Raw genomic sequence first — 19,342 nt, forward strand, 5'->3', positions numbered from 1 at the left:
GACAGAAGGGCGCCCATGGACACCGTCGCGCCGCCCCCCGCCGTCGCGCTGCCGCGCCGCGCCGGCATCGGCCTGCGCCATCCCCACGTCCCGGCCTTCCTGGGCGACGGGCGGCCGGACGTGGCCTGGGTGGAGGTGCACAGCGAGACCTACCTGGTCGCGGGCGGGCCGCGCTTGGCGGCATTGGAAACCATCCGCCGCGACTACGCCCTGTCCTGCCACGGGGTGGGGCTGTCCCTGGGCAGCGCCACCGGGCTGGATGCCAGCCACCTGGCCAATCTGCGCCAGCTGTATGACCGGTTGCGGCCCGACCAGATCTCCGACCACCTGGCATGGACGGGGACCGGCGGCGCCTACCTCAACGATTTGCTGCCTCTGCCGCTGACGGCGGAGACGCGGGACGTGGTGGCGGTCAACATCGCCCATGCCCAGGACGCGCTGGGCCGCCGCCTGCTGGTGGAAAACCCCTCCCTCTACATGCCGCTGACCCTGCCGCCGGGGGTGGAGGCCATTCCCGAGCCGCGGTTCCTGGCGGACCTAGTGGCCCGCACCGGCTGCGGCCTGCTGCTGGACATCAACAACGTGGTGGTTTGCGCCCATAACCTGGGTTTCGACGCCGCCGCCTACCTGGCGGATTTCCCGCTGGAGGCGGTGGGCGAAATCCATGTCGCGGGCCACCGGCGCGAGGCCTTCGCCCCCTGGGTCGGCCCGGACGCGGGGGCCGGCGGCGTGGTGCTGATCGACGACCACGGCAGCCGGGTGTCGGACACCGTCTGGGATTTGCTGGCCGGCGTGCTGGCCCGCACCGGGCCGCTGCCGGTGCTGGTGGAATGGGACATGGACGTGCCGCCGCTGGAGGTGCTGCTGGGGGAGGCGGCCCGTGCCCAGTCCTTGCTGGACGAGGTGGCCCATGCTTGAGGCGTTCCAGCGGCAGATGCAGCGCGCGGTGCTGGCCGCCGGCGGCGGTGAAGGCGGGGCCGGCATTGACCTCGCCCCCGGCGCGGTGGCCGGGGCGCGGCTGAAGATCTATCGCGCCAACGTCCAGCAATCGCTGGCGGAGGCGCTGGCCGCCGCCTTCCCCGTCACCTTGCGGCTGATGGGCCTGCCGGCCTTCCGCGCGGCGGCCCTGGATTTCGTGCGCGCCCACCCGCCCACGCGGCCGCAATTGGCAGCCTACGGCGGCGGCTTCCCCGCGGCGCTGGCGCCGCTGGACGCCGGCGCGGCAGACATGGCGCGCCTGGAATGGGCGGTGATGGAGGCCTACTTCGCCCCTGACGCCCCCGCCCTGACGGTGGAGCGATTGGCGGCCTTTCCCCCCGGCGACTATGCCCGGCTGCGCTTCATCGCCCATCCGGCCGCCCGGGTGGTGTGGCTGGGGCATGATGTGCTGCCCCTGTGGCGCCAGGCGCAGGAGGATGAGGCCTGGGTGCCGCCGGCACCGGAGGCGGCGGATGGCGAGGTGCTGGTGCTGCGCCCGCCCGACGGCATCGTCTGCGTGTCCCTGCCCCCCGGGGCCGCCGCCGCCATCCAGTCGCTGCTGAACGGCGACATGCTGACGCAAGCGGCCGAGGCCGGCCTGCTGGTGGAGCCGGAGCTGGATTTGCAGGCCATGCTGCACATGCTGCTGGCCCAGGGCGCGCTGGCCGGCGCCAGCCTTTAGGCCTTGCGCCGGGCCAGCGCCAGCCACAGCCCGCCGCCCAGGGCCGAGATCAGCGACCCGCTGAACACGCCCAGCTTGGCCTCTCCCGCCAGGCCGGCGTCGGGGAAGGCCAGGCCGGCGATGAACAGGCTCATGGTGAAGCCGATGCCGCACAGCATGGCGATGCCGTAGAGGCTGCCCCAGCCCACCTGCGCCGGCAGCTGGGCCAGGCCCAGGCGCACGGCGCCCAGCGTGAAGGCGAAGACGCCCAGCTGCTTGCCCAGGAACAAGCCCAGCGCGATGCCCAGCGGCACGGGGTCCAGCAGGCTGGACCAGTCCAGGCCCTGGAAGCTGACGCCGGCGTTGGCGAAGCCGAACAGGGGCAGCACGCCGAAATAGACGAGGGGATGCAACGCCGACTCCAGCCGGTGCAGCGGCGACCGGCCGGTGGCCTCCTCCTCCTCGCTGCCCAGGGGGATGGTCAGGGCCAGCAGCACGCCGGCCATGGTGGCGTGGATGCCGGAGCGCAGCACCGCCACCCACAGGGCCAGGCCCACCACCAGGTACGGCGCCAGCCGGCGCACGCCCAGGCGGTTCATGCCCACCAGCACCGCTAGCGCCAGGGCGGCCAGGCCCATGTCGGGCCAGGACAGGCCGCCACTGTAGAACAGGGCGATGATCAGGATGGCCGCCAGATCATCGAAAATCGCCAGCGACGACAGGAACAGGAAGGCGGAGCGGGGCAGGCCGCGCCCGAAGGCCGACAGCGCCGCCAGGGCGAAGGCGATGTCGGTGGCCGCCGGCGTGGCCCAGCCGGCCAGCGCATCGGCATGGCCCCAGTTCAGCGCGATGTAGATCAGCACCGGGAACAGCACGCCGCCCAGGGCCGCGATGCCGGGCAAGGCGATCTGCGACGGGCTGGACAGGTCCCCGCCCACCATCTCGCGCTTGATCTCCAGCCCCACCAGCAGGAAGAACAGCGCCATCAGCAGGTCGTTGACCCACTGCTCCACCGACAGGGTGGCGGGCCCGACGCCCAGTGGAGCGTGCAACGCATGGAAATAGGTGGGCGCCAGAGCGGAGTTGGCCACGGCCAGCCCCGCCAGCGACAGGGCCAGCAGCAGGATCTCGCCCCAGTTATCCAGGGCGAGGAAGCGCTCCACACGGTAATGGATGCGGCGGACCAGGGACTGGATCATGGGCGGCAAGCCTACGGCTCAACGGGCGGGTACCCGTCCCACTTTACGGACGGGGCCGCCGATTGCCACCCAAAGCCGCAGCACCGGGCGTTAAAGATCAGTGGTGGCGCGCGCTCATCACGGCGAAGCGCCAGGATTTGAAGGCGCAGTCCACGTCGCGCAGGCCGGCCTCCGCCATCCACATCAGCTGTTCGCCCAGGGTGGCGCAATGGTCCTGGCGCAGGCGGTCGCGGGCACGCGACAGCTCCACCGCCGGCACGCCCAGGTCGCTGGCCTCGGACTGCCACAGCCGGTCATACTGGCTTTCCACCTCGGCGGTGGGGCCCAGCACCTGCTCGGCGCTGACGAACAGGCCGCCGGGGGCCAGCGCCTGGTTGACGCGGCCGTACAGGTCGCGCTTGGCGTTATGGTCCAGATGGTGGATGGTGAGGGACGAGATGACCAGGTCCCAGGGGCCGGTCAGGTCGGCCTCCTCCAACTCCGCCAGGGCGAAGCTGACGCGGGCGTCGCCGGCGAAACGGCGGCGGCTCTGCTCCATCGCCTGGGGGGTTTCTTCCACCAGGTGCAGGTGGGCATGGGGCAGCCGGACGCGCACCAGCGAGGCGAACAGGCCGCCATTGGCGCCCAGGTCCAGCACGCGGGGCCGGGTGGGGGCGCCCCAGTCGTCGATCAGGGTCAGCGCCGCGCCGTAGAAGGCATCGAAACAGGGGATCAGGCTCCGCTGCAGCGCATCATTACGCCCGGTTTCCAATAGGCTTGCTCGGGCTGACACGGGTGCCGCCATCCTGCTGTCCTCCTGCTGTCACGGCGCCGGCTGGCGCGCATAAACCCAATCTGCGTCTGCTGTTTTGCTGGCCTCTTCAAAGCCTGTCATCAAAGCGTAGCGCATTTCCCAGCGCATACCATAGGCGATCAATCGTTAATGATTGGTTGGTTTGCGGCGCAACATTTCATCTGCGTAAAAATGCCGCCAAACCAGGGACTTGATATATCGAGAAAACGCGATATACCGAAGCGTCTCTTCCTTCCCAACCAGGCAAGGCTCCCTCATGGACACTGCTACCCCCGCTCCGACCGCCGATTCCGGTGCGACTCCGGCTGCCTCTTCCGTCAACGCGGCGGTGGCGCCCTTGTTCCAGCCCTTCGCCTTTGGTCGGCACACCCTGGCCAACCGTCTGGTGATGGCGCCCATGACCCGGAACAAGTCACCGGGCCGCGTGCCCACGGATGAGGTCGTGGCCTATTACCGCCGCCGGGTGCGGGGCGGCGTGGGCCTGCTGATCACCGAGGGCACCACCATCAACCACCCGGCCGCCAACGGCTATCCCCAGGTGCCGGCCTTCCACGGGGCCGAGGCGCTGGCCGGCTGGAAGCGGGTGGTGGACGCCGTGCATGCCGAGGGCGGGCGCATCATTCCCCAGCTGTGGCACGTGGGCATCGCCCGCCGCCCGGGGGTGGAGCCGGACCCCAGCGTCCCGGGCTACGGCCCCTCCGCCATCGTGGCCGACGGGGTCGAAGTGGTGCGGGCCATGACCCAGGCCGACATCGACGCCGTGGTCGCCGCCTTCGCCCAGGCCGCCGCGGACGCGGAGCGTCTGGGCTTTGACGGGGCGGAACTGCATGGCGCCCACGGCTACATCATCGACGACTTCTTCTGGGAACAGACCAACCAGCGCACCGACGCCTATGGCGGCAGTCTGGAGAACCGCACGCGCTTCGCGGTGGAGATCGTGCGGGCGGTGCGCGCCGCCGTCAGCCCAGACTTCCCCATCGTCTTCCGCTTCTCACAGTGGAAGGGCGTCGACTACAACGCCCGCATCGCCCAGACGCCGGAAGAACTGGGCCGCATCCTGACCCCCCTGGCCGAGGCCGGCGTGGACGTCTTCCACGTCAGCACCCGGCGGTATTGGGAACCCGCTTTTGACGGATCGCCCGACACGCTGGCCGCCTGGACCAAGCGTCTGACGGGCAAGCCCGTCATCGCCGTGGGCAGCGTGGGCCTGGACGGCGCCTTCAAGGTCGGCATGTTCGCCAACCGCGACGCCTTCGAGGTGAAGCCGACCGACGTGGACCAGGCGGCCCAGGCCCTGGCGCGGGGTGATTTCGACCTGCTGGGCGTGGGCCGGGTCTTGCTCAGCGATCCCGATTGGGCCATCAAGGTCCGCGACGGCCGCGTGGACGAGGTGATCCCCTTCGACCGCGCCGCGCTGGACCGGCTGGTGGTCTGATTTTCGGACCGGGGAGGGACGAACCCTCCCCGGTTTCATAGGGTGTGGATGTCGACGCGATGGATGTGGAAGCGATCCTGAAGGCCCTGGCCAACCCGGTCCGGCGCGACATCCTGTTGTGGCTGAAGGACCCGGCCACCCACTTCGGCGCCCAGCCCGAGGGCTACCCCGTCGAAAAGGGCGTGTGCGTCACCCGTATCCTGGAAAAGACGGACCTGTCGCAGTCCACCGTCTCGACCTACCTGGCCATGCTGCAGCGCGCCGGCCTGCTGACCTCCCACCGCGTGGGGCAATGGACCTTCTATCGGCGCGACGAGGCGCTGATCAACGAGTTCATGAGCACCTTCGGCAAGCAGCTCTGCCAGATGCTGGTGAAGCGGGGCGATTACGAGGGCGGCGGCGACTGAGGTCGCGGCGCGTGGCTCATAGGGCCGGGCCGTGCCAGTCGGGATGATCCTGCCTGTAGCGCTTCATGGGCCGCTCGAATTTCTTGTCGCAGGTGGCGACCGAAATCTTGTCCGACCACACAATCGACGACACGCGCGTACTGAGGTCAGGCCGCAGCTTTATGTATTCCAAATCACTGCCGACGCGGCAGGCCATGTTGGCGTAGACGTTAATCCAGAAATCGCTCGCGGGGTAACGCTTTATCAGGCTCTGGTATCCGGTCATCAGAGAAGGCCAGCCAAAATGGTTTTCCACCGTGATGTCGTAATCGTCGCTTTCCATAACTGAATAGTCCCAGGCGAGGCGCGCGAATATTTCCTCGCGCTCGGCTTCTGGTGCCTTGTTGACTATATCGGAGAAAAACTTAGTCAGGTCGTCAGCCGACCCGTACCAGCGGGGCATAAGAGCGCGCAGCATTTGTCTATGTAGGGCATAATAACGAGGGAACTTTGTGTGCCCTTCATCGAAGGTCGCCCGCAATTCCTTCAACCCCGAGCCCTCGCTAATACCGATTGCCATAGACATCAAGTACCAAAGCGGCGTGCTATTTGCCCGCTCCCTGATTTCATTCAATGCCGCAGCCGCCATGGCGAGGCGGAAGTTGTAAATGGCCTGCGCTTGGCCGCTGACTGTATCGGCTCCTCCGTGTCCCCGTGCCCACCAGGCCCAGGTGTAAAGAACCTGCACTTCCATCAAGTCAGGGTAGACGGACTGTGGGTAGGCGCGGCGCCAACTGGCGATGCGGGCGAATTGATCATCGACGCTCAGGCCTTCATAATCGAACAGGTCGTTCAGACCGCCAACGGTTCCCTGCAGGCGCGATCCACCATCGGGCATCTCGCCAATGGTTCGCAGTCCTTCGGCGAACGCGGCCTCCAGGGCCGCGTAGTCACCCTTGCGCAGGGCTTGTTGCGCGGCGCATCCGGCGGCTTGTCTCAAGGCCGGGCCGTCGCCCTGGGCGTCGCTAGCGGTGGGGTTGCGGCCGAAAACGGCTGGCCCATGAACGCAATCGGTGCCACCGTGCCGCAGCAGTGCGCGGGCATAGGTTACAAAGGTGCTGTTGGAAAGTGCAGTGGGGCGGTGGGTTGAGGCTGCGCGTAGGTTTTGCCATTGCATATATGCGACAAGACGATCGTTTTTCTTACTGAACGTCAGCAATTTGTCAGATTCGGAATTGTCATTCCTCTTCAGTGAAGCGACCAGTTCCTTGGCCCAACTGAAGCGGTTTTCGGCATAGGCCAAGGCCTCGGCCCCTGCGCGAGCTTGGCTTGCGGGCAGGAGAGGTTTCTCTCGGCGCAGCCGATCGTATATTTTTTGCCAAGCGGGAATCATTTCCGTTTCAAAGGCCGCCGATGCGCCAGCCACGCTTATCGAGCCGCCGCTAACCTGTGCGCCCAGCTGGGCCCAACGGCGCTCCGCCGCGCCGCTGTCCCGTGCCAGATCCTGATGCGACTGCCAGTATTGCTCCCAAGGGCTCAGTTGCACACCTTCGTTGCGGGCCCGCAGGATGCCGGCGATGGAGGCGATGGCGAGTAGGACTGTGGCAAGACCCACCGCCAGCGGGCGCGGACGCTGGCTGCCTGTATCCACGAGTGGCTGGGCCAGAACGCGACCCAGCACTAATCCGGCGACCAGTCCGCCCACGTGAGCGGCATTGTCGATGCCGGTCTGCAGCATGCCGTTGGTTAGGCTGAAGACGACGAACACACCCGTGCTCAGCCAATGAGCGCGGAAAACGGCCCGGGGCACCTGGGTACGACGCAGTGAAAGATAAGCCAGCAACAAACCGAACAGTCCGAAAATGGCGCCTGATGCGCCAGCGCTCACCCGTGCTGGGTCCCAAACGACGCTGGCCAAACCCCCCATCAGACCCATAACCAAATACAGGGCCAGAAATACCCAGCGGCCGTACAAGCGTTCGGTAAGCCGCCCTACGCTCCATAGTGCCCAAATGTTGACGAGCAGGTGGGCGGGATCCAGGTGTAGGAACATGGCGGTCAATAGACGCCACCATTGTCCATTGATGGTGAGAACGCCGAAGTTGCCGCCCCAACTGAGCAAGGACTGAATGTCGAATGCGGTGAAGCGTTCGCCTGCCCAGGCCATTATCGAAAATATAACGATATTGACCAGAACCAGCGCGGTCGTGATCCAGGCCCCTCCGGCAGCCGCCATTGACCGGTCGAACTGACGGACTGCCGCCCAGTTGTCGTCGAAATCATCCGTACGGGTGGCGGGCAGAGCACGGGCGATGGCCTGGGCGTCCGTCACTGAGTCGGCCCGAAAGGACACCCGCCCCTTACCCACGCCAATAACCGCCAGCCAACCTGAAAGGCCACGCTGGTCGAATTGCACAAGCGTATCATCGACGCCGACGTTGCGGACGGAGGCGCGCGGAATGGCATGGGTTGCCCTCAATGGTACGCCAAGCCAGGTGCGCCGCCAGCCATGGAAGGTGATGCCCATGTCATCAATTTCCACCAATCCTGCGCCATACAGGGGTTGGTGGTCACGGACAGACTCTAACCATCCCAGCAGGCCGTTATGGCGGCTTAAGCGCACAGACCAACACGAAGCGCGCTGGTTGACAGCAGCGACGGCCAAAGCGTGTTCGCCAATCGCCGCGCGTCGCGCGATTTCCGCCATGAGGTTCGCATAATTCTGGGAAGACGCGCCGGGGGTGACAATTTGCTGCAAATCGCGCAACTGCGCGTCTGAATATTGAGAAAAATCAATCAGGCCATCATGCGCGCCCGGCGCCATTGGCGTGGACCCCACGTTATCCCCCATCCCCGCCACCGATCCGGCAACGCACTTCCTGCGTCACCGATCTATGGGCCTTTAATTGCAGAACAATTTATTTTTTCACGCCCAGCGAAGGCAAGGCCAATCGTGGGGGCCACCGCCTCAGCGGTGCAGCCAGAACCGGTCGAACAGGTACAGCGCCCCCGCCCAGGCCAGCAGCATGGCGAGGGCGTGGTGCTTGACGTGGGCTGGGAACTTGCGGGCCGACAGCAGGATCAGCACCGGCACGCCGGCGACCACCAGCGGCATCAGCAGCCACACCATGCCCGGTGCCGCCCCGCCCTGCGCGCCGTCATTGGCCGCCACCACCGTCAGGAACAGGGCGGGGAAGATGGCCATGCACCCGCCCACGATCAGCAGGAAACCCAGCACCCACAAGGCGACTTTACTGACTTTGTCGAGATGGGTCATTGGGGGGCGGGGCCGAACGGTGGTTGAGCAGGTTCCCACTCTCTATGGCATTGAACCCCCTGTTGGGGAAGGGGCCGGAATTCACACCCGCGCCACCGCCACCTCCCGCACCTCCGCCGGCAGCGCCACCGTCACCCATGGCGCTTCCCCGGTCACGGTCAGCACGCCGCCCCCCGTCACCCGATAGCGACCCTTGGGCAAGCCGCGCAGGCGTAGGGTGGGCGGTTGGCGCTGGGCTTCGCCGTCCAGGGTCAGGCGCAGGCGGGCCTCTGTGGGATGCCAGGCGATGCTGTCGGCCGGCGCGAAGCGGGCGCCCTGCACCTCCAGGTCCAGGCGCTGGCGGGTCAGGCGGGCGTGCAGGCGGCGGCGGACGCCGTCGCGCGGGGTGATCCTCAGCCAGCCGTCCTCCTCCTCCAGCGTGCCGCCGAAGCAGAAGCGGCCGAACACGGGGTCGTCGCTGACCAGGGTGGCGGCCATGCGCAGGGCGCCGCAGAAGCCCAGGTCGCTTTCGCTGGAATAGTACCAACTGCCCCGGTGGTGGGGCTGGCCCAGCCAGGTGGTGCCGTGGGATGACGGTTCGAACCCGCCGCCGGAGGCGCCGTCGTTGGCCTGGCCGGGATACCAGTAGCCGTAGTCGCTTTCCGCCGTGCCGCTGTTGACCAGGGCCCAGGCGCTGAGGAAGGAAGTGGCGGCCAGGCGCATGCCGGGCCGTCCGTCATCGGCATCGTTCAGGGCGTGGTCCAACAGGGCCCAGCCGCCCATCTGCGCCATGTAGGTCAGGGTGAAGGCGTCGCCGCCGGCGGCGCGGTAGTCGCTGCCCAGATAATAGTAGGCGGGCTCGATGGTGCCGCGGCAGAACAGGTTGGCGGCGATCTGGGCGTCGGCGAAGCGTTGGGCGGCCGCCCGGCTGGTGACGGGGAAGCCCGGCTGCCCGGCATGGTCCAGGGCGTAGCGGGCCAGGGCCTGGGTGGATTCGAAGCCGGTGGAATCGAAGGGATATTCCGACCCGAACAGGTCGGGCCTGCCGTTCACGAAGAAGTCGACCTTGCGCACCCAATGGCCGCGCAGTTCCGCCGCTTTGGCGGTCTCTCCGGCCGCGTCCAGGGCGTCGATCAGCTCGGGGATGACCACCTCGTTGTAGAAGCCGGTCTCATAGGCGCTCCACTGCTCGATCTTCATGGGGATGGTGAATAGGGCGCGGGTGGTGCCGTAGGCCCGCTCCAGATATATGGCGGCATCCAGCCGCGTGGTGATGGCGGGATAGCGGGTGGCCACACGGTAGAGGCCCAGGTATAGCGCGATGATGTGCGGGTAGTCGTAGGGCCGCCAGTAATGCTGGCGCCCCTTGGGGCCGGGGTCGGCGCTGTCCCGGTTCTTCTTCCAGTCGGGAATGCCGTAGAGGGCGTAGCTGTCCTCCTCCTCCGTCGTGCGCTGCAGGCCGCCCCAGACGAAGTGCCGCACGTAATCGTCCAGGGCGATCACCTCCGCCTGCACAGGGTGCTCGGCGTTCTTGCTGGCGAGATAGGCCGGCTTGGCCAACCCCGGGTCGTCGCAGGTCACCTCATAGATGCGCCAGCCGGTGATGCGGTCGTAGTTGTCGGGACCCAGCAGGGTCCGGGTCTCCATGTTCCATTCCGCCAGCAGGCCATTGTACCACTTGGCCGGATCGCGGTGCTGGTGGGCGGCGATGAAGGCCGCGCGCTTCTTGACCAGGGTTTCCACCGGCTCGGTGGCGAAGAACTCCAGATGGGTGGCGCGGCCTTGTCCGTGGCGGATGGTGATCAGGTTCTCGCCCAGGCGGCGGAAGCGCAGTTCAAAGATGCGGCGGCCGTTGCGGGTGCCCAGGTCCAGGACGGTGGTCTGGTCGGGATATTCCGCCGCGATGGCGTCGATGCTGTCCTGGGTGCGCAGGGCGATGCGGCCGGGCAGGTCGGTGGGCAGGGTCATGCCCTGTGCCACCTCCACATCGATGCCGCCCTGGGCCACCAGGGTGTCGCGCACGCCGGCATAGCTGTCGGCCCAGGTGAAGCGGACGCCGAAGCGGCGGGTTTCGCCCGGTTTGAGGGTCAGGCTGGTCAGCGGCTGGCGCCAGCGGCCGCCCTCCGCCCGCATGGCCTCCCCGGTGGCGGCGGCGTGGATGAAGACCTGATAGGCGCGGTAGGACCGCACGGGGCTGTCGGAATCCTGCCGGGCGCCGGTACGCGGCTGCCAATATTCGAAATGCGTGTCCCGCTCCGGCGTCATCACCAGATAGGGGCCGACGCTGTTGGACCGCATCCAGAACAGGAAGGAGCCATGGCCGGAGACGAAGCTGTGCTTCAGCACCGAGGAGGTGGCCGGCTGCTTGGCCTTGAACTCGGTATGGAAGGGCAGGGGCAGGGCCAGGTCGCCGATCTCCAGCGCCGTGTCGGCGCGGTTGGTCAGCGTGACCTGCCAGGCGAGTTGCCCGTCCTCCATCCCCAGCCGCACGGTCAGGTCCAGCGCCGGTCCGGCCCCGTCGCTGACCTCATAGTCGGCCACGCGGGCTTGGGCGTTGGGCGGGGCCAGGCGGGCGGGCGTGAGGCTGGCCGTATCCACCGTGCGCCAGGGGCCGGTGGCGTCGCGGCGCCAGGCCAGGACGGCGTGGCCCAGCGCCTGCCCAGGCTCCAGATAGTCGGTGTCGAAGGTGTCGCCGGCCGCGCGCAGGCTGGTCAGACCGGAATCGTCGAAGGCCAGGGCGAAGGCGTGCTTGGCCGGCTTGGCCGTGCCGGCCATCGCCGTGGCGGGGCCCGCCAGCATCGCCCCGGCCGCCACGCCCCCGGCGCCCAGCATGACGTCACGGCGGCGCGGGCCGTGGGCGGATGTTTCCACGGCCGGCTTCATCAACTGCTTCATCGCGCAAGACCCTTCCGCCTGTCCCCATGGCCCTCTTGTTGGGACCAATATTGGATACAATATACAGAACGGCGCGATGCGGAAAGGGCTTAAGCGGCGGCCGTCTCAGCCGTGCCACCCCAATCATACCGGCGGGCCAGGGCCATGAATTCGCGCAGGGCGGGGGAATGGCGGCGGCCAGCGACGCTGGCTAGGCTGACGGTGCGCGACAGCTCCGGCTCGATCAGGGGGCGGGTGGCGATGCCGGGCAGCATGGGCAGGAATTCCGGCATCACGGCGCAGCCCAGGCCGGCCAGGATCATGGCCTGGATCCAGTCCTCCCGCTCGCTCTCGTAACAGACGCGGACATCGGCGGGGTCGGGGATGCCCAGGGCGTCGAAGTGCTGCGGGTATTCGCAGTTCACCCGGTTCAGGTAGTCCTCCTGGTCCAGTTCCGCCAGGGGCACCACGTCCATGGCCTCGAACCGGTGGCCGGGGGCGAAGGCGACGGTGTAGCGCTCCCGGTACAGGGGCCGCACCTCCAATCGTTCCGGCAAGTCGGGCAGGCCCAGCAGGGCGCAGTCCAGCTCCCCCTCCATCAGCAGGGCCAGCACCTCGCGCCCCGGCGCGTCGCGCAAGGTGACCTCCACCGAGGGCAAAGCGGCGCGGAAGCGCTTGAGGAAGCCCACCAGGCGAGTGGGACCGATGGTGCACATGACGCCCAGGCGCACGCGGCCGCGTTCCAGCTTGCCGAAACTGCGCGCCTCCAGCTTGGCGGACTCGCTGGCATGGAACACCGCTTCCAGGTGTGGGCGCATCAGGCGGCCCAGGTCGGACAGATGGGTCAGGGTGCGTTCGCGCACGAACAGCGGCCCGCCCAGCTCCTCCTCCAGCTTCTGGATGGCCTTGGTCAGCGAGGGCTGGGCCACGCCGCAGGCATCCGCCGCCTTGGTGAAGTTCAGGGTTTCGCACAGCGCTACGAAGTAGCGCACCTGGTTCATTTCCATGGGGGGGTCATTTCCATGAGATCGGCATTTCCCTAGAAACGGCGGCGTCCGGCCCTGTTGAACCATGCCGGACGCCGCCTGTCGCGGGGAAACGTCGCCGCACGGGGGCTCACGGGCGCGGGCGCAGGCCCAGCCGGGTGTTGACGGCGTCGACCACATAATCATAGGCGGCCAGCAGGTGGACGCCGGTGTTGAGGAAGCTGCCGCCCTGCGGGCTGGGGCCGCCGTTCAGGATGCGGCTGGGCGAGGCCGGCTGGTTGGGGTCGCAATTGACGTTGGGGCCTGGGCCATCGGCCGGCTGGGTGTTGGTGAAGCTGTAGTTCAGGACGGTGGCGCCCGCCTCATCCTCCGCCTGGATGGTGACGGCGGTGTTCAGCCAGGGGATGGGCGGCTGGGGCGCGGGTATGACCCCGATGAACATGTTGGTGATGCCGGCATCCATCAGCATCTGCGCCTGGGTCTGGATGGGCGGGGCGCCCGGCGGCGTCACCGTCAGTTGCACCCAAGGCAGTTGCAGGCCGCTGGGGCTGTTGGCGTCGGCCGTCAGCGGCAGGAAGCGGTACCCCTGCAGGCTTTCCTCCGTCTGCCCCAGGGTCACCAGGCCGTGCCGGCCGTCGTCCTGCAAGGCCGCCGTCAGGGCATAGGCCGGCAGCACCGCGGGGGTGGGCTCCAGCATGTCGCGCAGGTGCAGGAAGGGGTTGTCCAGCGCCGTGGCCGCGTTCCCCCTGAATCTGACGTGGATGAGGTCAGCGTGGCCTTGGCCTCCAGCCCGATGCCCACGCCCAGCATGTAGACCGTGGCGTCATTGGTGCAGGCCATGACGCGCACCGGGCCCAGGACGGCGGTGCCCTGGGGGGTGCCGTCGCCCACCTGCAAGCCCGTGACCGTCACCACCGGCCCGGTGCGGGTGTTGCCGCTGGGCTCGTACGTGAAGGTCAGCGTCTCCCCCGTGGGCTGGGCCCAGGGCTGAAAGTTGCCGTCGCCATCCTGCAGCGTGGCGATGGGCACGACGATGCCGACCGAGCCCGTGTCGATGTTCACGCCGTGGCTTGCTTCGTTGGGAAAGAACAGGGTGGTGGAGAACAGGCCGGGCAGGTCGTCCGCCATGTTGATGGTGGGCTGGAAAGTGATGGTGCGGGTGCCGTACTGGATGCTCATGGTGTCGCTCCTCAGGCGGGATGGGACCGGCCTGAGAATGTCCGTGCGGCGCGTTTGTTCCAACCGTTATGATCTTACAAGTTGTGACCCGCCGCCGGGTCCAGCCGCCGGCGGATCAGATGGTCCAACGACAGGGCGCCGGGGCCGCGCAGGATGATGGGCACCAGCACCGCCGACCACAGCAGATGGTCGGGCCAGCTTTCCGGATAGACGAAAATCTCGATCACCATGGTCATGCCGAACAGCGCGCCGGCCGACAGGCGCGACGCCAGGCCGACGACCAGCAGCACGGCGCAGAGGTTTTCCGTGATGCTGGCCAGCACGGCCGCCACCTCCGGCGGGACCAGGGGCACCTTGTACTCGTCCCGGAACAGGTCGAACGTGGTGTCGTTGATGTGGAAGCCCGTCACCTTGGTCTGGCCGGACCGCCAGAAGACGGTGGCCGCCGCCAGGCGCCACAGCAGGGCGTCCAGCCCCCGGGGGAACCGTTCCAGCCGGTGGATGATGGCCAGCGCCAGGGCGATGGGCGCGGGCTTGCCGGGCGCGGTGGTGGGCGTCAGGGGCAGGGTCATGGCAATTCCACTCCGGTGAAGACCTGCGCCGCCAGCAGGCCGGTTAATTCGTGTTCCAGATTGAAGCCCGCGTCCAGGGCCAGCGCGTTGTCCCAGGCGCTGCCCAGGGGCAAACCGGCGCCCAGGGCCATCAGCAGGGCGAAGGCGCCGGGGCCCAGGCGGACCAGCAGCACCTCGGCCGCCGGGCGCACCACCAGCAGGTGGGTGTCGCCGTCGGTGTCCAGGTCCACCGCCGCGTCGGTGACGTCCGGCTGGTTGGCCCGCCAGATGCGGTCCACCGGCCAAGGGCTGGTGATGAAGCGATGGCTGGGGTGCAGGCGCCAGACGGCGTCCTCCACCGCGTCGCCCAGGGTGGCCAGGGCGCCCGCGTCCAGGGGGGCCGCCTCCGCCGCGTGGTAGGCATGGGTCCATGCCGCCTCCAACCGGGCGACATCGGCCAGGTAGGGCAGCTGCCGCGCCACCGCCTGCCCGCTCAGCCACGCGGGGAAGCCTGTGCCGTACCGCAGCAACGGCGCCTCGTGCGGCGGTTCGTGGCGGATATAGGCCTGGGCCAGGCCCGCGAAACAGGCCTCGCCCACCAGGCGCTGGGTGACGGGGAAAGCGGCGGCCAGGACCGCCGCCAGGCCGCCCAGGGTGTTGTCACGGTGCAGGGCGGCGTTGGGCAGGGGCGGGGCGCCGGCCGCGGCCAGCACCCAGTCGCGCATGTCGCGCTGGCGCTCAAGCAGCGTGGGCATGGGCCGCTTCCTTATCCAGAAGGGCCCCGGCGATACCGTCCGCGGTGGCGGCCTCGGCCAGCAATTCGGCCAGGGGTGGGATGTTGGCGTCCCGCTCCACCAGGGTGGGGACGGGGCCGAAGCGGGTCAGCGCCTGGCGGTACAGGTCCCACACGGCGGCCGTGACGGGGACGCCGTGGGTGTCCAGCAGCACGGCGCGGCCCTCATGCTCGACGGGCTCATGCCCCGCCACGTGGATTTCGCCTACGGCGCCGGCGGGCAGGGCGGCCAGGTAGGCCCCCGCGTCCAGCCCGACATTGTGGGCGCTGACATGGATGTTGTTCACGTCCAGCAGGATGCCGCAGCCGGTACGGCGGGCCAGTTCCGCCAGGAAGGCGGCCTCTTCCCAATCGCTTTCCGGGAAGGCCATGTAGCTCGACGGGTTCTCGACCAGGATGCGGCGGCGCAGGGCCGTCTGCGTCTGGTCGATGTGATCGGCCACCAGGGCCAGGCTGGCGTCGGTATAGGGAATGGGCAGCAGGTCGTTGAGGTAGGTGCCGTCGATGCGGCACCAGGCCAGATGCTCCGACACCCATTCCGGCTGATAGCGATCCACCAGGGCCGCCAGATCGGCCAGGTGATCGGTGTCCAGCGGCTCCGCCCCGCCCAGGGACAAACCGACGCCGTGGATGGACACCGGATACGCCTCGCGCAGCGCGGCCAGCCAGCGGTGCGCCGGGCCGCCGGCCCCCATGTAGTTCTCGGCGTGCACTTCCAAAAAGCGCAGGGAGGGGCGGCGGGCCAACAGCTCGGCCGTATGGCGGGCCTTCAGGCCGATACCGGTGATGCCCATGACGGCTCCCTCCCTGGCTTCTGGTGTTAAGGCTTACTTCTTGGCGGGTTCGGTGCTGCCGCCGGAGATCTTGGCGCAGGTGCCGGCCGGCACGGCGATGAAGGCGCCGGGGTCGCGATCCTTGGTGGCATGGCCGGCGCAGGAGTTGCTGTCGGTCTTGCAATCGTTGTGGCCGGCCTTCACGACGCCGTAGCACTTCTCCATGTCGGCGGCCTTGGCCGGGGCGGCGGCCAGGGTGGCGCCGGCGACGGCGGTGGCGACGATCAGGCCCAGGCCCAGGCGGCGGGTGGTGACGGTGGTCTGCATTTTGAAATCCCCTCAGGTTTGGTGGGTGGTTGCGATGGGCTGACGCTAACCCCACACCCCCGGTCCTGTGAAATGCAGGGGGGATATGAATTCGATAGCGGCCGGATATGGCGTCCGGTTGTCGCACCTCTTGCCGGGTTGCCCTCTTGCCAGGTTGCGGGCTGGGTGGTCCCCGTGCCAGGGTTCCGCCGGCCCGAAAAACGCCCCATCCGAAGGCGCCGTACCATGGATCTCACCACCGCCCTCGCCGCCCTGAAGGACGGCACCCTGACCGCCCGTGACCTGGCCGAGGCCTGCATCGCCGCCCGGGCGGAACGGCCCGACGCCCGCGACAATCCCTATGTCGCCTTCAGCGCCGGCCTGCTGCGTGCCCAGGCGGATGCCGCCGACGCCCGCCGCCGGGCGGGCCACCCCCTTGGCGATTTCGACGGCATTCCCTTGTCACTTAAGGATAATTACGGTACCGGAACGGTGTGTGGCGGCACCTGGCCGGTATTCGCCGGCTCCCCCCGTCGCCTGCCGCCGATGTGGAACCAGCCGGGCGGGGTGGTCAGCCGCTTGCTGGCCCAGGGCGCGGTCGTCACCGGCAAGACCCGCATGGTGGAATTCGCCTTCGGCGGCCTGGGCGCCAATGGCCATTGGGGCACCCCGCGCAACCCCTGGGACCGTGATCACCACCGCGTGCCCGGTGGGTCCAGCACCGGCGCGCCGCTCAGCCTGCATGAAGGATCCGCCCTGTTGGCGCTGGGCACTGACACGGCGGGGTCGGTGCGCATCCCGGCCGCCTGGAATGGCCTCTACGGCTATAAAAGCGCGCGCGGGCATTTGGCGACCGACGGCATCGTGCCGCTGTCGCCGCGCCTGGACACCGTGGGCATCCTGGCGCTGACGGCGGAGGACATGGCCCAAGGCTATCGCCTGCTGACCGGCACCGCCATCGATCCGCTCATGGACCCCGGCGCCATCCGCATCGGTCGGGCACCCGACGCGCTGTGGCAGGACTGCAGCCCCGGCGTGGTCGCGGCGGTGGACACCGCGCTGGAGCGACTAACCGGCCTGTTCCGACCGGTCGACAGCGTGACCATCCCGGAACTGGACGAGGCCCTGGCCCTGTTCCGCAGGGGCGGCCTGGCGGGGGCGGAGATTTATGACTTCCTCAGCCAGGAACTGCCGGCCTGGCTGCCCAGCCTGGACGCCTATGTCGGCCCCCGCATCCGCGCGTCGGCCGACGTGCTGGACTATGACGCGCGTGTCGCCTTCCTCGACCGCTTCGCCAACGGCGTGCAGGCCCTGTTCCACGATGTCGACGTGGTGGCCCTGCCCACGGTGGCCATCACCCCGCCACTGCTGGCCGATCTGGCGGAGCCGCCCGCCTATGGCCGTGCCAACCTGATGGCCTTGCGCAACTGCTGCGTCGCCAACCTGGGGGACATGGCGGCCATCACCCTGCCGGTGGGCACGGACGATGCCGGTTGCCCCGTGGGCCTGCAACTGTTTGCCCCGCGCGGCGCCGACGCCCGCCTGCTGGCCATCGCCCGGGCGGCGGCTGCGCATTTGGCGGGGACCCTTGACCTGGTGTGACATGCGCGGCATGGCTGGGCTGTCCACTGTGGCCCCGCGCCCCGCGCCGTGGCGCTTGCCTGCGTGGCGGCGCTAACGCATCGTGGCGCCACAAGAATCCGGCAGTTCAGTCACCAAATCATAGGGAAGCCCCATGCCCCAACGCCCTCGGTCCGTGCGTTCGCTGTCCGTCCTGCTGCTGGCCGGGGTGGCGCTGCATAGTGCCGGGGCTTGGGCCAAGCCCGCCAGACCCGAGGCCCCGGTGGTGGAGACGTCCGCCGTCGGGCCCGTTGACGATCATCCGGTGCTGCGGGAGATCGCGGCCCAGGTGGACCCGGCGCAGCTGCATGCCACCATCGAAAAGCTGGTGTCCTTCGGCACCCGACACACCCTGTCCGACACGGGCTCGCCCGACCGGGGCATCGGCGCCGCCCGCGCCTGGGTCAAAAGTCGGTTCGAGGCCATCTCCAAGGACTGTGGCGGCTGCCTGACCGTGGTGACGCCGGCGCAGGCCGTGTCGGGCAAGCGCGTGCCCACCCCGACGGAGGTCATGGACGTGGTGGCCGTGCTGAAGGGCACGGAGGAACCGCAGCGGGTCATCGTCATCGCCGGCCACCTGGACAGCCGCGTGACGGATGTCATGAATGCCACGGCCGACGCGCCAGGCGCCAATGACGACGCCTCTGGCGTGGCGGCGGCCATCGAGGCGGCGCGGGTACTGTCCCGGCACAAGTTCCGCGCCACCCTGGTGTTCGCCGCCCTGTCGGGCGAGGAACAGGGCCTGCTGGGCGGCAAGGTGCTGGCCGACTACGCCAAGGAGCAAGGCTGGCAGGTGGAGGCCGACCTCAACAACGACATCGTCGGCAACACCCAGGGCGAGGATGGCGTGGTGGACAACACCCATGTCCGCGTTTTCTCCGAAGGCACCAAGGCGGTGGAGACCCTGAAGCAAGCCAACCAGCGCCGCTATTCCGGGGGCGAGGTCGACAGCCCCTCGCGCAACCTGGCGCGCTACATGGATGGCATATCCACCCGCTACCTGGATAATTTCAGCGTGCGCATGGTCTATCGCACCGACCGCTTCGGCCGCGGCGGCGACCAGGTGCCGTTCCTGGAGGCCGGCTTCCCCGCCGTGCGGGTGACCGAGGCGCATGAGAACTACACCCGCCAGCATCAGGACCTGCGCACCGAGGGCGGCGTGCGCTATGGCGACACCATCGACGGTGTCGACTTCCCCTATCTGGCCCAGGTGACCCGCCTGAACGCCCTGACCATGGCCAGCCTGGCCTGGGCCCCGGCCCCACCCGGTGACGTGAAGGTCGAAGGCGCCCTGAAGCATGACACCACGCTGAGCTGGAGCAAGGTTCCGGGCGCTGTGGGCTACCGGGCCTGGTGGCGCGACACCCTGGCGCCCACCTGGCAGCATGACCGCTGGGCCGGGGACGCCGCCACCGTGACCCTGCCCAATGTCGTCATCGACGACTGGTTCTTCGGCGTCGCCGCCGTTTCCAAGGACGGCTATGCCAGCCCGGTGGTCTATCCCGGCCCCGCCGGATCCTTCGTCGCCGTGCCCGACCCCGCCGGCCCGTAA

Annotated in this window: 18 protein-coding genes; 6 read left to right on the top strand and 12 right to left on the bottom strand. The window is 68.5% G+C overall.

All coding sequences use genetic code 11. From position 1 onward, the window contains the following. Nucleotides 1-15 precede the first annotated feature (15 nt). Nucleotides 16-918: an MNIO family bufferin maturase gene (gene bufB / locus UAJ10_RS01770; protein WP_322913627.1), complete on the top strand. Its 903-nt coding sequence runs from the start codon at nucleotides 16-18 to the stop codon at nucleotides 916-918. Further along, on the top strand, nucleotides 911-1,660 hold the full coding sequence (locus UAJ10_RS01775; protein ID WP_322913628.1) for a DNA-binding domain-containing protein: 750 nt from the start codon (nucleotides 911-913) through the stop codon (nucleotides 1,658-1,660). Before bufB (UAJ10_RS01770) ends, UAJ10_RS01775 begins: the two co-directional genes overlap by 8 nt. On the opposite strand, the gene nhaA is transcribed toward UAJ10_RS01775, so the two are convergent. Together nhaA and UAJ10_RS01785 are read right to left on the bottom strand one after the other, a co-directional pair. After that, nucleotides 1,657-2,838: a Na+/H+ antiporter NhaA gene (nhaA, locus tag UAJ10_RS01780; RefSeq protein WP_322913630.1), complete on the bottom strand. Its 1,182-nt coding sequence runs from the start codon at nucleotides 2,836-2,838 to the stop codon at nucleotides 1,657-1,659. The two genes, UAJ10_RS01775 and nhaA, sit on opposite strands and share 4 nt — an antisense overlap. 97 nt (nucleotides 2,839-2,935) lie before the next feature. Next, the gene (locus UAJ10_RS01785) at nucleotides 2,936-3,610 is read right to left on the bottom strand and encodes a class I SAM-dependent methyltransferase (protein ID WP_322913632.1); all 675 of its coding nucleotides are present in this window, start codon (nucleotides 3,608-3,610) and stop codon (nucleotides 2,936-2,938) included. A gap of 277 nt (nucleotides 3,611-3,887) precedes the next feature. Between UAJ10_RS01785 and UAJ10_RS01790 the strand changes: the two genes are divergently transcribed. Both UAJ10_RS01790 and UAJ10_RS01795 read left to right on the top strand, forming a co-directional pair. After that, on the top strand, nucleotides 3,888-5,066 hold the full coding sequence (locus tag UAJ10_RS01790; protein ID WP_322913633.1) for an NADH:flavin oxidoreductase: 1,179 nt from the start codon (nucleotides 3,888-3,890) through the stop codon (nucleotides 5,064-5,066). Between the two features lie 59 nt (nucleotides 5,067-5,125). Beyond that, complete coding sequence (locus UAJ10_RS01795; RefSeq protein ID WP_322913635.1) at nucleotides 5,126-5,473, top strand: ArsR/SmtB family transcription factor; 348 nt, start codon at nucleotides 5,126-5,128, stop codon at nucleotides 5,471-5,473. Nucleotides 5,474-5,489: 16 nt separating this feature from the next. Here the strand turns inward: UAJ10_RS01795 and UAJ10_RS01800 are convergent, their stop codons facing one another. From UAJ10_RS01800 to UAJ10_RS01845, 10 genes are all read right to left on the bottom strand, one after another. Then, entirely contained in the window at nucleotides 5,490-8,303 is a 2,814-nt protein-coding gene (locus tag UAJ10_RS01800; protein ID WP_322913637.1) for a rhomboid family intramembrane serine protease, read from the bottom strand. 117 nt (nucleotides 8,304-8,420) lie between these two features. After that, a complete protein-coding gene (locus UAJ10_RS01805; protein WP_322913639.1) occupies nucleotides 8,421-8,729 on the bottom strand; it encodes a hypothetical protein in 309 nt (102 codons plus the stop codon). Between the two features lie 81 nt (nucleotides 8,730-8,810). Further along, nucleotides 8,811-11,603, bottom strand: a complete 2,793-nt coding sequence (locus UAJ10_RS01810) for a DUF5695 domain-containing protein (RefSeq protein WP_322913641.1) — start codon at nucleotides 11,601-11,603, stop codon at nucleotides 8,811-8,813. An 89-nt stretch (nucleotides 11,604-11,692) separates the two neighbouring features. Next, entirely contained in the window at nucleotides 11,693-12,589 is an 897-nt protein-coding gene (locus UAJ10_RS01815) for a LysR family transcriptional regulator (RefSeq protein WP_322913643.1), read from the bottom strand. Nucleotides 12,590-12,698: 109 nt separating this feature from the next. After that, on the bottom strand, nucleotides 12,699-13,265 hold the full coding sequence (locus tag UAJ10_RS01820; RefSeq protein ID WP_322913645.1) for a hypothetical protein: 567 nt from the start codon (nucleotides 13,263-13,265) through the stop codon (nucleotides 12,699-12,701). After that, nucleotides 13,223-13,747, bottom strand: a complete 525-nt coding sequence (locus UAJ10_RS01825; RefSeq protein ID WP_322913646.1) for a hypothetical protein — start codon at nucleotides 13,745-13,747, stop codon at nucleotides 13,223-13,225. The genes UAJ10_RS01820 and UAJ10_RS01825 overlap by 43 nt, the downstream gene beginning before the upstream one ends. A 74-nt stretch (nucleotides 13,748-13,821) precedes the next feature. Beyond that, nucleotides 13,822-14,319 (bottom strand): DoxX family protein, encoded by a 498-nt coding sequence (locus UAJ10_RS01830; protein WP_322913647.1) that lies wholly within the window; start codon nucleotides 14,317-14,319, stop codon nucleotides 13,822-13,824. Continuing rightward, a complete protein-coding gene (locus tag UAJ10_RS01835) occupies nucleotides 14,316-15,053 on the bottom strand; it encodes a DNA-binding domain-containing protein (RefSeq protein WP_322913649.1) in 738 nt (245 codons plus the stop codon). Before UAJ10_RS01835 ends, UAJ10_RS01830 begins: the two co-directional genes overlap by 4 nt. Continuing rightward, nucleotides 15,037-15,885, bottom strand: coding sequence for an MNIO family bufferin maturase (bufB, locus tag UAJ10_RS01840; RefSeq protein ID WP_322913651.1), 849 nt, complete (start codon nucleotides 15,883-15,885; stop codon nucleotides 15,037-15,039). Before bufB (UAJ10_RS01840) ends, UAJ10_RS01835 begins: the two co-directional genes overlap by 17 nt. A 33-nt stretch (nucleotides 15,886-15,918) precedes the next feature. Next, nucleotides 15,919-16,191: a BufA1 family periplasmic bufferin-type metallophore gene (locus UAJ10_RS01845; RefSeq protein ID WP_322913652.1), complete on the bottom strand. Its 273-nt coding sequence runs from the start codon at nucleotides 16,189-16,191 to the stop codon at nucleotides 15,919-15,921. A 225-nt stretch (nucleotides 16,192-16,416) separates the two neighbouring features. Between UAJ10_RS01845 and UAJ10_RS01850 the strand changes: the two genes are divergently transcribed. Then, nucleotides 16,417-17,772: an amidase gene (locus UAJ10_RS01850; RefSeq protein ID WP_322913653.1), complete on the top strand. Its 1,356-nt coding sequence runs from the start codon at nucleotides 16,417-16,419 to the stop codon at nucleotides 17,770-17,772. A gap of 133 nt (nucleotides 17,773-17,905) precedes the next feature. Next, nucleotides 17,906-19,342, top strand: a complete 1,437-nt coding sequence (locus UAJ10_RS01855) for a M20/M25/M40 family metallo-hydrolase (RefSeq protein ID WP_322913655.1) — start codon at nucleotides 17,906-17,908, stop codon at nucleotides 19,340-19,342.

Origin of the sequence: Nitrospirillum guaranorum (genome assembly GCF_034653275.1) — a bacterium.
Lineage (GTDB): Bacteria > Pseudomonadota > Alphaproteobacteria > Azospirillales > Azospirillaceae > Nitrospirillum.